The sequence below is a fragment of the Dickeya sp. NCPPB 3274 genome (assembly GCF_000406205.1).
GTDB classification, from domain to species: domain Bacteria; phylum Pseudomonadota; class Gammaproteobacteria; order Enterobacterales; family Enterobacteriaceae; genus Dickeya; species Dickeya fangzhongdai.
Window position 1 is genome coordinate 840,209 of sequence record NZ_CM001979.1, and the last position, 13,319, is coordinate 853,527.

Below are 13,319 nucleotides of genomic sequence, written 5' to 3' on the forward strand. Positions count from 1 at the left end.
TGTAATTTTTGTTCTACTTCTTTAATTTATTTATTGTTTCCCTTCCGTATTTTTTTTCCATTGCAGCTACAAATGAAGGTTCAATGTAATGTGCAAAAGCTAACAAGCCCTTCAACTTGTCCACGGCTTCCTGATCTAATTTATCATAAGAAAAACGATGTATTGCTGATGATATTAATCTTTTTCTTTCTCGCCCAAGTGATATGTTATCATTGTTCGAGATTGTTATACCCGTAATATGTCGATTATGAGCTTTCGAAGAAAGAATAGTTTTATCATTATTTAAAGAGATAGAGTCTTTGAAAAGATCGATTAAAACTTTTCTTATTAAATTATCAAACCCAATAAGTGTATTCTTTATATTGGTCGAAAATGTCATATCATCAGCATATCTTGTGAATGTTATCTCTCTTTTCAGACACTCTGTTTCAATAATTTTGTCAAATGAGTACATTATTACATTGGAGATAAACGGTGAGCTGGGTGCTCCAACACTCAATTTTAAACTTGATTTCCTATGCTCACGATAGAACAAACAGTTTGATATAATAGAAGCATTGTCTTTATCAAAATTAATGTGGTTTCTTTTACATTCAGCAAAAAATATTTCAGGTGTTAACGAGTTAAAAAAGTTGGATAAATCCAGTTTTAACAAATAACTATTTTTTGAGTGAATGAGCGCATTTTCTTTAATTCCTCGCCCAGATCTATAAGCATAAGCGCAATCATGTACAGGCAGTATATCAGATAGTTCTTTAATAATAATCCGTTGAATGAATTTCAGTTCCTTTGAAGGATGCGCAATTTTACGCTTTTCATCAGAGTTTCTTTTGTTGATTTCATAAATCTTATATCTATAAGGAGCTGTGGCAATAAAAATATTAATGAGATCATCACTTAAAAAAAGTGTGCTTTGTAAAAGCTTGCGTAATGATTTTAGATTATTGGTCATTTTCTTCACCATACTTGGCTAATACACTAAGGCGCCGTTGTTCTTTATCCTTTAAATTAAAGGCGAGTTCTTGCTTTAAATTTATTTTATTTTTTGTTTTGTCGAATTGTTTTTATCTGAATAAGAGCCAAATTTTATATAGTTATCATTAGCCAGTTTCTTTGGGGGGAAGAAATATGCATTTGAACTTCTTTTCTTTTTTTGTATTAGCTCTAATGTGAGTAGTAGGTAGATTAATTGAGAAAGACGTTTTTGCGGAATCTTAATTTGAAAAGACAAAAGAACTGATTCAATTTCAGAGATTTGAACAGGAAAGCAGATATTTATTATCTCAAGTATAAGCATACATAAATGACCGTCATCATTTTTCCTGAATTTTTCAATCTTATTTTTACTGTTAACTCTTGAAAGAATATCTTCGCAAATTTCGCCCCACACTGATTTGTCAAACTTTCCCTTTTCGGCATCATATGGGTATGTGAGTACTGCTTCATTTACATAAGTGGATATTCTTTTTAGTGGCCCTAAAAAAATAAATGAGTCTTCGCTCTCAACATGATCTTCTGGTGCAATAACACAAATTTTATCATATAAGTTTTCGAAAGAAGAAAATATCCCTAACTCAACTAATGATCCGGGGCTTTCGAGAAATAGAAGAACTTGTGATGATATTTTTGCGATGTCGTGCTCGAAATGAAGCAAATCATCATACTGACCTGACTCAATATAGTCTTTGAAAGATTCAGCCATTCTTAGGCAATTATGAAACTCTTCATGTTCAGTAGCTGTATAAGCGTATAGCTGTCCGCGCATACTTGTAGGAATGGGTTGTTTTACATCTACAAGCCCACCACAAACAAATATTAAATTTAGGCTGTTATTAATGACAGTAAAATTTTCAACTTCAAGATTTTTAAATGTATCTTTTATAATTTGTTCGTACATCTAATTATCCAAATAAAAAAAGAGACCTAAGTCTCTTTTTAACTCTTTACTAAAGGATGCGGCCGATTTGCATCTGACGCAACCCTAAATCTAAACAATAAGTTAGTGTCTGGCGAAACGCCCGACAAGGCTATTAAACTAAAGCCCATACGCTAAAGAGTTCTTTTTTTATAGCATGATGAGTGGCGATTTTCAAACTTTTTTGCCTAACAGAACGACTAAGTGACAGGCATCCCCTTCCTAACTAGCCCCTTTGTCTGTAAAGACCTTAGCCTTAGCTGTTTAGGATGTCATACCAAGAGGTGTAATCCGTCATGGAGCAATGGCCTTAAGTTTTTGCGCTTGAACGTAATCTCCCCACCACTGCATCAGCTCTGTTCTTTCAGCAAGATACTCAGCACGATTGTAAGCGGCTATAATTTCATTGTTCTTGGTATGAGCTAAAGCTGATTCAAGCACCTCTGTTCTAAATTTACCACTTTCTTCAGCAGCCGTTCTTGCTATAGAACGCATTCCGTGGGCGACCAGTTCACCACCGAAACCCATGCGGATAATCGCTGCGTTAGCTGTTTGCTCATGCATGTGGTTAAGGGGAGCTTTGATACTTGGGAAAATCCACTCTCTATGAGCACTGATTGGTCTGATTAACTCAAGGATACGCATAGCCTCTTTGCTTAGCGGAATCTTGTGAGGGCGCTTCATCTTCATAAACTCACCGGGGATGTTCCAGAATCGATTAACTTCATCTATATCAATCCAACGAGCACGTACTGCCTCTCCCGGTCGAACCCATGTAAGGAGTTGCCACTCAATCAATAGACGTGTTTCAAGCCGTATAGACGCGTTTGACAGGGCAACCATGAATCGGGGGAGATCATCTGGTGGTAAAGCAGGCATGTTTTGCTTCTTAGGCTTACTGAATCGCTGACCGAGGTTATCAGCAGGGTTAAATTCAATAAGCTCTTCTGTTGCAGCCCAACGGAAAATTTCATTTAGACGTGAAATGATACGGCGTAGGGTTTCCAATACGCCTCGTTGTTCTATGGGGTCAAGGTGTTGTTTTAAGAGCTTGGGACGGATCTCTTTGATAGGAACGTTGCCTAAACCGGGGAAAATATTTCGTTCAAGGCTCCGCCAGATGTCTTCTGCGTGGTCTGGAGAGATACCAGAGGTCTTAGGTTGATTTCCTTTTCCGCTGGCTTGGTATTTTTGATTTCAGTGTCAGTGAGTTTCTTAGCGATCTTTGCCATTTTTAGGACCCTCGATTTTGGGACCCTTTGCGTTGGGTCCCAAAAAGGGTGCCATAAGGAGTAGCTTCTAGCAAATTTCAGTAGACTTCTGTAGACGTAAAAAAGCCCGCAAGGCTGGTTCCATGCGGGCTTAGTAGACTTCAGTATACTTCAAACAACTAAAAAGTGGTGGAGCTGGCGGGAGTTGAACCCGCGTCCGAAATTCCTACATTCCTTCTGGTAGGTAGCAAAAACAACAAATTACAATAAAAACAAAGTGTTATCTTGTGATGAGTGGTGAGGAAAAGGCTTGATTGCCATTCGCTGCCGCCAACTTGCCGCCATTTTTTGGCGACCAGTTCAGGCCGTTGAGTGGGTTTTTAGTAATGGCGTCTTCCAGATGGTCGGGCGCAAAGTGGGCGTAGATCATGGTCATTTTGATGTCAGCATGACCGAGGATATCACGCAGCACCAGTATATTGCCGCCGTTCATCATGAAATGGCTGGCGAAAGTGTGGCGCAGTACGTGGGTACATTGCCCATCTGGAAGCTGAATTCCCGTCCGGTTAATGGCGCGCTCAAAGGTTTTTCGGCAGGGAGAAAACAGCTTGCCGCTTTTACGTGGGATCTCATCATACAGTTCACGGCTGATGGGAACGGTTCGGTTTTTCTTGCCTTTGGTACGGGTGTAGGTGATGCGGTAAGGCGTGACTTGCTGGCCTGATAGCCCTTCCGCTTCGCTCCAGCGCGCGCCCGTTGCCAGACATATCTTTGTGACTAACAACAGATGCGGGTTAGCAGATTCGGCGCACGCATCCAGCACGCGCTTTATCTCATTGGGAGCCAGAAACGCCAGTTCCTGTTGAGCTATCTTGAATGTTGGCAAGCCGGATAGCGGGTTGGGTGCATCCCAGTGGCCCAGCTTTTTCAGTGTGCCAAATACGGCGGACAGGTTGCGTTGTTCCAGATTGACCGTGCGTGGTTTAACTACAGCCATAGGGATGCCGCTAGCGTCAGTCATCTGCCCGGCTAACCGCAGTTCGCGGTAATGCGCGAAATCGGCGGCGCTCAGTTCTCTGGCTTTGGGGTTGCCCAACCCGGCGCAGATGATATCAAGTTTCGCCATCATCCTTTTGGGATCGGCCAGTGTGCGGCCGTAAAGAGAAAACCACAGATCGATAATCTCCCGCAGGCTGCGGTTATCCGCTTTTTCGCCAAGCCAGGGCTTGTTTTCACTCTCTTCCATCGTGAAGCGCTCAAATGCCAACGCTTCACCTTTGGTGGCAAACTGCTTGCGTACCCGCTTGCCTTCACGCCCGAATGGGTAGCACTCACACAACCATTTCCCTGATGCCAACTTACGAACAGCCATACACCCCCCTGTAAACTGAGGGATGCATATTTACTGTGTATAAAAACAGTCATCAATGTATGGATGTTGTGAGAGCAAACAAATGGCAAAAGGTGGTTAGAGGTAACGGTAAGACTGAGGGGGGGATGTTTTATTATTTCTTTAAGGTAAAAGAATAAATTTTAGTTAATCAAAAGCTACAGCCAGCTCCATAAAATCAATATAATTTTTTATGGTGTGGAAGTTTTTTTTATTTTTATTCCACAAGCCATAAATTTGGAAATTTATTTTCTCTTGATTGTCATGTTTTTGTTGTGAGTCATATATTGTGATAAGTTGTTTTTTATCCTCCAAATTAGGAGAGTTGATTAATTCACAGCGTGCCATTTGAAACTCTACTTGTTCGATTAATTTACAGAAGGTTAAATTTATTACTTCCTTAGTCGTAGGGTTTCTTTGCGAAACATAATCGTTTACGATTAGTTTGTCGACCCCAGTGTTGCTAGGGCTTGAATCCATTGTTATGTTGACAGTATTTTTTGTTAAATAAAATAGTTTATCATTTCCTAATAAAAACTCCGCCCATGGTCCTTTTCTTGATTTTATTCCTGTTAATACATTGCATGCGGATTTATCCATCTCATTTAGAGAAAGCATTGTTAACAATAAAATGTAATCTATGTTTTTTGATTTTTGAGATTTTATTATATCGCAAAATCTATCTATTGTTTTAATAGAGTCTCGTATGTTCATTTTTATCGCATCCATAATCGATGCGCAGTTATTTGTCATATCTTCCATATCGTTTATGGGGAATAGAGTTTTATGTATTTCCTCAAAATCATCTTTAATTCTGTCTCGTATTAATGTACTGACAAGTGTCTTAATGTCTGGAGCATGAAGGGAAAAACGTCTGTGAAAGAATCTGCTTAAATATAGATTGGCGTCGAAACCTTCACCATAAACATTTTTTATAGAATGTTGTAATTGCTCGGTGTCTGTTGCGATAACAAAAATAAAATTATCAACGCTGAATATATGCTTCACTATTTCAAGCAGTGAGATAGCATAGTCTGGTCTGCATCTATCAAGTTCATCGATAAAAATAAAGACAGGGGCTTCATAACCTTTATTAAATGCAAGGTCAGACCAAAAACCAAGTTCTTTTTTCAATGTTGCAATTGACTTTAACTTTTTCTGGTGCTGTTCGAGCATTAGTTTGGATGCTGTTTGAGCTATTTTTGCAATGTCGTCAATGCCAACATATTGTTTTATTACTGCAGAAGTAATCTCTGGAATGACACCTTTAGTGAACCTTCCTATTGCTTCCGCTGCACGTATTAGTTTTGCATCGATCCTGCCGGAATATGTTTCAATTTGGTTGATTAAAGAAGAAAAAAGGGTAAGAAATGCATCATCAGAGAAGTCCTGTTTCCATGCATCAATATATATGCAAGGGTGTTTTTCTTTTATTGATGTGTATAGCCTTTTTAGAAAATAAGTCTTCCCTGCACCCCATTCCGCATTTAGATTTACCACTGTATTTTTTGACTTGCGTTCTGATAAATAAAAATATAAATATTCTGCATATTTTCTTCTATCAAGGGTGTCTGGTGGAAGAGTTTCTTTTTCACCATCTAACTCAATGTCTACTTCCTCTTCCCAGTTAAAGTTTAATTCCTTGCCTAAAACCATTTTTTTATTCCTTGCTATTATTACTTATTCATCTGTTTTTCTGTTGTCACTATCTTTTTTATTTTTAGATGTGAAGGTTTCCTTGATGCTTTCAATAATTGACAATGCATTGGGCGGTGATTCTGTTTTTGACGAGAATGCTGAATCACCAGACATATTCCAATCTTTAAATACTTTTATTGCATCATCTTTTGTTGCTGTCCCCCCGAATATTTGCAAGAATATTTGACCAAACATTAACGCATGTTGCCTATCTTTCCTTCTTATCGACTCATGAGTATATTTTCTGGCATTACTGAAGCAAATATATGATAACCACGATAACAATCCTATTGCTAATAATCCTCGCGAGAATATATAAAATATGACGATAGCGCTGTTTTCTTTGTTTTCTATTATCTTTTCAATTCCAGTTGAAAATGTACAGAATGCGGCTATCACTGCAATTATACATGCCAATGCCCCATAGAATGCCCAATTATTTGACATGTCGATGAAGAATCTGTCATCAGAATTCAGCTTTTCCTTGACGGATAAAACATACTCTGGAATCTTATCATCAATTCTGTTTTGTTGTGATTTCTCTATTAGTTCTTTATTTTCTCTCTCTAGAGTTGATATTCTTTCTTCTTGGCTGCTGATGGTGTCAATGTGGCCCCTCATTTTTGAAAAAAGCACATTCCTTTCTGACTTAGCAATCGATAAGTCATTTTCAACATCACTAATTTTTAATTTAAGTTTTTTATTTTCCTCTTCAAGTGAGGGGTGGATTTTTTCTATAAAAATTTCTTTTTCTTTTCCTTTTTTAAAAAGATAGCTAACTATTTCTTTGTTAATCGAATCATCACATTCTTCTACAACTAACTCTATTGCTTCATGGTAATAATCATCACTGATTACGCCTTTTTCATGATAGTATTTTAGTAATTCAATTAATTTTTTTTGTGAGATTTCTTTTTCCATGATAATAATCTTAAGTTAAATTTTCTATTTGAGTTTTAATTAATGCAGATACGCCAATATCTCCCAGCCCACAATCAAACTCCGCCCCAGTCCCGCTAACGCGCACTTTCCCTACTGGTATACGGGTCAGATCTCTGATGCTGGTTCGGCCTTCAATTTCAACCAGCCACTTACCATCAACCACCTCGTCAAACTGGCGATCGGCAATGTAGGTTATGTCTCCATCCAGAATGGCAACCGGGTCTTTCAGCCCATCGGACAGAAAAGCCTTATCAAACATATAGTAGTTTGAATCGTAGAGTTTTCCATCAATCAGCTTTTGCCTTGGTATAGCGATCACGTCATTTCTGGCGTCGTTGAATCTTGGCCCTTCACCTGTCGTTAGCCATTGAGCAGAAACACCAGTTTCGATTGTGCATTGGATAACCCATTCTGCTGGGAATAAGTCTCTCATGTAGCGTGTAGCGAGTGTGCTTTTTGATACGCCTAAATGGTCGCAAAGCGCCTGTCTGGTAGTAAACCCATATGCTTCTACAAGGCGTTCAATAACCTTACGCCCTCCGGTTTTGAAATCCATCAAGTACGCTCTCGCAAACAAATAAGTTGACAGGTTCCCATTGAGATCTTAATTTCTCTCTCGAAGTTCGATATGGGAATCTTCATCGGTAACCACGGCTCACCACAAGCCAATAGGGAATGTTGCATTATGAGACCTCAAATATCAATCACCCTGGCCGTGCCGTCTGTCTCGATTGAGAAATACAGCGAGCTGACCGGCCTTTCTATCGACACCATCAACGACATGCTGGCTGATGGCCGCTTAACTCGTCACCGCCTGCGCAAAGATAAAAAGCGTGAAAAGGTGATGATCAACATTGCCGCTATGACGGTTGATGCGCTCGCAGATTGTGATATTTCGCTCAATTAGTTCGATATTGAGATTTTTGGAGTTCACGAACCATGTTTGATTACCAGATCGCTAAACAGACGCACTTTGATGAAGCCTGCCGGTCCTTTTCACTTTGTCACAACCTGGCGGAGCTGGCACGCACGGCGGGGATGAATCAGCAAATCCTACGTAACAAGCTGAACCCAGACCAGCCCCACAAGCTGACTTGTGAAGAACTGCTGACGCTGACCGACATCACCGAGGATGCCACGCTGATCGATGGGCTTTTGGCGCAACTGAACTGTCTGCCAGCGGTGCCAGTGAATGAGGCCAGAGCAGAGCGGCTTACCGCCTATGTGCTGCAAGCCACTGCCGCAGTGGGGAAGGTGGCCGCCGAGAGCGTATCAGATGAGCGTATGACGCAGACGCGACGCCATAACCTAATGAGCACCATCAGCGACGGGGTGCGTTACCTGTCGCTGATTGGCATGACGGTGCAGTCTCGCATTCAGGCTAACCCGGCGATGGCGTCAACGCTGGATGCTCTGAGCGGGTTAGGCGCATCGCTGACAATCGGATAATAACAACACCAGGGAAACCACGCGCCGGGCGTGGTGAAACATCCCGGCACCTATTTGCAACCGTCTATCTGTGGGCGGTTACCAATAGGAGGAACAATGCAAAAGCCGATCTCAATTGCCCCTTTCCTGCGGAATAACCAGACCGGGGCATCGCTTCCCGTAGAGGTGCGTCATGGCAAGGGCAAGCAGGGCATCATTATTCGGCCAGATGGCCGCCGCTGGAACCCACCGAAAGGGGCGTTTAACCGGTAATCAGGAGGGAATATGTCTCAATCTGTCGATCATCAGAAATGGATACAGCGTTGCCGGGATATCGTGTTTAAAGGTGAATCCCGCGCTCAGTTATTTTGGGAGCGGGCTGCACTGGATACCCGTGAAATTATCCTGTTTTCTGCAAAGCCAAAGCTGAAATCGCGCCATGTCAATTACTCATGGCATCAGTTTACGGCGGAAGAGCGCGCCGCTATCTGGAGCGCAATTAAGCGCATCCGGTCTATTTGCGATGAAACCGCGCTATTTGGCCCGGATGATTTTCTGAGAACCAGTAATCAAAACGGCACAAGCAATACGCCGAACCCGTCACCGATTCATTAATTAATCCATAGCAACGAATAAATGCCCTTTATCGGGCAGGGATTCGTATTACCTGAAAAAAGGAAACCGTAATGATTGCAACCAAATTAAGGCCCATGAATGCCGCCGCTGATGGCGCACTGATCGAACTGCTGAATAAAGCCCGCTTGGAGGAGCGCAAAGACCAGCATTTTTCCTTCTCACTGCGCCTTGCTGCGCTGGCTGTCCGCGTTCAACAACGTGACCTCTCCGCCGCCGAAGTGGTGGAGCTGATCCGCCAGGAATCGGAACGTTTTGAGCATTCCGCTCAGGAGCTTATCTAATGGATATGCCACAAAACCCCGCTTATAACCGTGTGGATATCAACGGGTGTTATGCGATTGCGAAAGTGGGTTATGACTTTGCGCTGGGGGAAGTGCAATGCGATAACCGGGACGGCGCACAGCCTTATCTGTCCACCCTCGCGGTATACCAAACGCCGATTACGCTGGTGAATGATTTTGTGCATCGGTCGCTCTGCGCTGAAATTCGGCGTGGAACGGTTACTGACATCACCACCATGTTGACCGAAGCAGAGCGCCTTTCCCTGCTGTGCCTGAATGCCTTTGAACAGTTAGAAAATACTGGAACCGGGTTAAGTGAATGAACCCGGAACACAATGGCGCTTATCACGTCGTCAATCAGTGGCGACGTGAGCAGTTCACCCGCAACGAACCGGACGGCTTAACCTATGTTGAGCGCAGTCTATGGCACCTTAACCCGCTGGATCACCAGTGGCGTCAGCAGTACCTGGCCGGAATGCCGGATTATCTGGCGAAGTATTTCGGCCAGCGTTATGAAAAGCTGTTTACATCAGATGAGCACAAGGGCCGCCGCCGGGCCAATACGTTTTTACTCCGTACCCTGGGGAAAAGTGTATTGCCACGCCTGCGCACCGTTACCGAACGATACCAGACGCAACAACGTGCGGCGGGAGATCTGCCGTTCCCGTTCTACGATGATCTGGAAAAGCTGCCGGTTTATGACCGTGATAACATCCGCGCCCTGTCACAGCAGGTGGCCGACTTTATGGCCGCATCGTTGCGTGATTACACAGAAAACCGCATCAGGAACACCGGGGAAATAACTGACAGGTACATCACCCTGCTGTCATTCCGTCACCTTGGTCTGCTGACCTTACAGGCAGGAACTCAGCCGCCCTACTGGGCGCAATTCACCAAAGGCCGCCACCCGTTATCCACTGAAAAAGCTGAATCCGGCTTGCTACGCATGATGTCACCAGAGTGGTGGCGGGCGCGTCTAAAGCGCCGCCGTGATATCCAGCGGGAGCATATGGCGATCGCTGTCGGCCAGGTGCAAAAAGCGGCATCACCCTATGTTTCCCGCTCCACGCTGGATGAATGGAAAGAGCAGAAGCGGCGCAACCGGGAGTTTTTCAAGGCGTTTGAACTGGAGGACGAAGAGGGAAACCGCGTCTCTCTGGACGACAAAGTTAACGCCAGCAATGCTAACCCGGCGATCCGCCGCTGTGAGCTGATGGTGAGAATGCGCGGCTTTGAGGATTTGGCGCAGGAAATGGGCTGCGCAGGGGAGTTTTACACCATCACTGCACCGTCACGGTATCACGCTGTACACAGCGGTGGCGGGTTTGTTGAGCAGTGGAGCGGGGCCAGTCCACGCGACACACAGAAATACCTGTGTGGTGTGTGGGCGCGCATCCGGGCGGAACTGTCACGCGAAGAGATTAGCGTGTTTGGCTTCCGGGTCGTCGAGCCACATCATGACGGCACGCCGCACTGGCATTTATTGCTATTCATGCGCCCGGAGCACATCGAACAAGTGCGTGACATTATGGCGTATCACGCCCGCCGGGAAGATGCCGATGAGCTGAACAGCGAAAAGGCGCAAAAAGCCCGCTTCCACTATGAACCGATTGACCCGGAAAAAGGCAGTGCTACGGGTTATATCGCCAAGTACATCAGCAAGAATATCGATGGTTACGCACTGGATGGTGAGGCCGACGAAGAAACCGGGGAAAACCTGCGTGATATGGCGAAGGCGGTATCAGCCTGGGCATCACGCTGGCGTATCCGGCAGTTTCAGCAAATCGGCGGCGCGCCGGTGACGGTTTACCGCGAGTTGCGTCGCCTGGGTGATAAGCAACTGGATAACGCGGCGATGGATGCGGTACTGGCGGCGGCAGATGTAGGCGACTGGGCGGCATACACACAGGCACAGGGCGGGCCGTTAGTCTCGCGTGATGCGTTGGTGGTGCGCCTGTCCTATGAAGTGACAGAGCGCGCCAACCAGTACGCGGAGGATGTGCAAAAGGTTCAGGGTGTGTACTCGCCATTACTGGGGGAGCGCTCCGCGATCGTCACCCGAACGGTGCAATGGAAGATTGTCCCGAAACAGGCCGCCGCGTCAGCGGGGGCCGGGGTTTCTGGCGGCTCCGCCGCCGCTTGGAGTTCTGTCAATAACTGTACGCCGCGCCTACGGCGACGATTATCGGAACTGTTGCACTTGAGAGGTTTTCCGCCTGATCCTGAGCTGGTTGATGTGCTCATACGGGGCGGCAATCTGGCCATGAGTGAGGGCAGGGCACTGAAAATGGTTAACGGCAGGCTGGAGGAGGTGCGCCAGACGGGAGATTGCGAACTGTGGCCGGGGTGGAACTGGGGTTAGCGTGATGTCTATAATGGTTGAATAGCCCGCAATTGTTGGGCGGCTAAATAATCATGTATTACATATCTTGCCTTGAGATTATAGTTTTTACTTATAGTGCTAGTATAAAAGGAAACGATGAAATGAAAAACAATTCTGCTATTTCTAGAATTGAGAAAATTATTTACAGAATAAAAGATGGTGCATTTAATGATAGTGATGTGGAACTTTTTTTTGTTACTTTGCGTGAGCTTAAAAATGCTACGAGAAATATAGTTGAAATTGGTAGTTTTGTTGCTCATAACCATTGTCGAGATAAAGGGTTGATTAGCGATTATATTTTAAGGAACTATCTTTTCCTAAGTGTTAGGGTCGGGATGGATAATTTCTTGGCTAATTCTTCCAGAGGTGAATTTCCTAAGTATTTTCCGGTTTTAATAAAATTGCAGCTAAAGATGTTTGATAATGCTCATTTCAAGAAAAAATTTGGTTTAAAAGGTGGGGAGATTAACAGAATAAGATATTGTCTTAACGATAAGGGATCATATTTAATTGATGGTGATGTTTGTCGTCTAAATAGAAATGTAGGTAAAAAAGAGCTTTTAATAATAAATGAAGTGTTATCTTTATTGAATTGTTCAGATGGCATAAATTTCGATGATCTGATAATTGAGATAAAGAAATTACTCTCAAGTGAGATTAAAGGTTTTGATGTGAAAATTATTGATGAGGAAAAGCTTTCCATTTTTTGTGTTATTGTGTGTCTGTTGAATAATGTGAGTTTTTTATTACTCAATGACGTGAGGGCAGAGACGATAATTTCAATTGAAAGAGATCAGACGGTTGGTGTTTGTGTTAAATATTCTTTGATGGTGCCTGGAGTAGAAGGGGATACAGTTCAAATGATTAATCCGGTATTTTATTCTCGTTATGATAAGAAGGATGTTTTTAATCATGACATAACGATGGGGGATATTGAAAGTGGTAATTTACAGTTTTCTAAAAGCCATGGCAGAATAGTTAAAATCAATAGTGAAATGACGATTGTTTGAATTTGATGTTAATGGTTTTATAAGGAAAGTGGCCGTACCTACTTTCTAAAAATGATTCCTCGCGTCATGGATTGCCTGATTTAGTGGTTTTGGGCTTGTATCATTCAGGGGTATTAAAGCCACTACATTATGGCAGGGATGATATTGGGAATAAGGCTCAATGTCCGTTGGTAGACGACAAAAACGGAACCGCTAATAGTTTGTTAGCTTCGTATTTATATTTTGAAATGTTTTGTTACGTGAGAGCTATTAGCTGTAGGAGATGACCAATGGATAGGGAGTTTGAACAGTCACTGATTGTCGAACGGATTGCCTTTCTGGCCAAAAATGCCGGGATGGAGGGTAATGATGAGCGTGACAGGCAAATTGCGCTGATCTGGATAGCAGAACTGGCGGGGCAATTGATGACGTTACAAGCCGCGTAA

The 13,319-nt window shown here is 43.3% G+C and carries 16 protein-coding genes and 1 pseudogene; 9 read left to right on the forward strand and 8 right to left on the reverse strand.

Going from position 1 to position 13,319, the window contains the following annotated elements; all coding sequences use genetic code 11:
- Window positions 1-13: 13 nt before the first annotated feature.
- From DXX3274_RS04505 to DXX3274_RS04535, 8 genes and pseudogenes are all read right to left on the reverse strand, one after another.
- Complete coding sequence (locus tag DXX3274_RS04505) at window positions 14-952, reverse strand: retron St85 family RNA-directed DNA polymerase (protein ID WP_050569934.1); 939 nt, start codon at window positions 950-952, stop codon at window positions 14-16.
- Between the two features lie 81 nt (window positions 953-1,033).
- A complete protein-coding gene (locus tag DXX3274_RS04510) occupies window positions 1,034-1,897 on the reverse strand; it encodes a retron St85 family effector protein (RefSeq protein ID WP_050569808.1) in 864 nt (287 codons plus the stop codon).
- 312 nt (window positions 1,898-2,209) lie between these two features.
- Window positions 2,210-2,794 (reverse strand): tyrosine-type recombinase/integrase, encoded by a 585-nt coding sequence (locus DXX3274_RS24165; protein ID WP_371206899.1) that lies wholly within the window; start codon window positions 2,792-2,794, stop codon window positions 2,210-2,212.
- 45 nt (window positions 2,795-2,839) lie between these two features.
- Window positions 2,840-3,073 (reverse strand): annotated as a pseudogene (locus DXX3274_RS24170) (tyrosine-type recombinase/integrase); the annotation flags it as partial.
- Between the two features lie 333 nt (window positions 3,074-3,406).
- A complete protein-coding gene (locus DXX3274_RS04520; RefSeq protein ID WP_042858802.1) occupies window positions 3,407-4,498 on the reverse strand; it encodes a site-specific integrase in 1,092 nt (363 codons plus the stop codon).
- 165 nt (window positions 4,499-4,663) lie between these two features.
- A complete protein-coding gene (locus DXX3274_RS04525; RefSeq protein WP_042858804.1) occupies window positions 4,664-6,172 on the reverse strand; it encodes a P-loop NTPase fold protein in 1,509 nt (502 codons plus the stop codon).
- Window positions 6,173-6,196: 24 nt separating this feature from the next.
- The gene (locus DXX3274_RS24175) at window positions 6,197-7,135 is read right to left on the reverse strand and encodes a coiled-coil domain-containing protein 30 (protein ID WP_238556083.1); all 939 of its coding nucleotides are present in this window, start codon (window positions 7,133-7,135) and stop codon (window positions 6,197-6,199) included.
- A 10-nt stretch (window positions 7,136-7,145) separates the two neighbouring features.
- Entirely contained in the window at window positions 7,146-7,712 is a 567-nt protein-coding gene (locus DXX3274_RS04535) for a phage repressor protein CI (RefSeq protein ID WP_042861881.1), read from the reverse strand.
- Between the two features lie 129 nt (window positions 7,713-7,841).
- On the opposite strand from DXX3274_RS04535, the gene DXX3274_RS04540 reads away from it, so the two are divergent.
- From DXX3274_RS04540 to DXX3274_RS23945, 9 genes are all read left to right on the forward strand, one after another.
- Window positions 7,842-8,063 (forward strand): hypothetical protein, encoded by a 222-nt coding sequence (locus DXX3274_RS04540; protein WP_012883466.1) that lies wholly within the window; start codon window positions 7,842-7,844, stop codon window positions 8,061-8,063.
- Window positions 8,064-8,095: 32 nt separating this feature from the next.
- Window positions 8,096-8,605, forward strand: a complete 510-nt coding sequence (locus DXX3274_RS04545) for a phage regulatory CII family protein (RefSeq protein WP_042858805.1) — start codon at window positions 8,096-8,098, stop codon at window positions 8,603-8,605.
- 96 nt (window positions 8,606-8,701) lie between these two features.
- Window positions 8,702-8,857, forward strand: a complete 156-nt coding sequence (locus DXX3274_RS23940; RefSeq protein WP_193747056.1) for a hypothetical protein — start codon at window positions 8,702-8,704, stop codon at window positions 8,855-8,857.
- A gap of 12 nt (window positions 8,858-8,869) precedes the next feature.
- On the forward strand, window positions 8,870-9,199 hold the full coding sequence (locus DXX3274_RS04550) for a hypothetical protein (RefSeq protein ID WP_042858806.1): 330 nt from the start codon (window positions 8,870-8,872) through the stop codon (window positions 9,197-9,199).
- Between the two features lie 71 nt (window positions 9,200-9,270).
- Complete coding sequence (locus tag DXX3274_RS04555; protein ID WP_042858807.1) at window positions 9,271-9,501, forward strand: DUF2732 family protein; 231 nt, start codon at window positions 9,271-9,273, stop codon at window positions 9,499-9,501.
- Window positions 9,501-9,824 carry a DUF5405 family protein gene (locus tag DXX3274_RS04560; RefSeq protein ID WP_038921810.1) on the forward strand — a complete coding sequence of 108 codons (324 nt, stop codon included), beginning with the start codon at window positions 9,501-9,503 and terminating at the stop codon, window positions 9,822-9,824. The genes DXX3274_RS04555 and DXX3274_RS04560 overlap by 1 nt, the downstream gene beginning before the upstream one ends.
- Window positions 9,821-11,863, forward strand: a complete 2,043-nt coding sequence (locus tag DXX3274_RS04565) for a replication endonuclease (protein WP_042858809.1) — start codon at window positions 9,821-9,823, stop codon at window positions 11,861-11,863. Before DXX3274_RS04560 ends, DXX3274_RS04565 begins: the two co-directional genes overlap by 4 nt.
- A gap of 122 nt (window positions 11,864-11,985) precedes the next feature.
- The gene (locus DXX3274_RS04570) at window positions 11,986-12,894 is read left to right on the forward strand and encodes a hypothetical protein (RefSeq protein WP_042858810.1); all 909 of its coding nucleotides are present in this window, start codon (window positions 11,986-11,988) and stop codon (window positions 12,892-12,894) included.
- 269 nt (window positions 12,895-13,163) lie between these two features.
- Entirely contained in the window at window positions 13,164-13,319 is a 156-nt protein-coding gene (locus tag DXX3274_RS23945; RefSeq protein WP_024108279.1) for a hypothetical protein, read from the forward strand.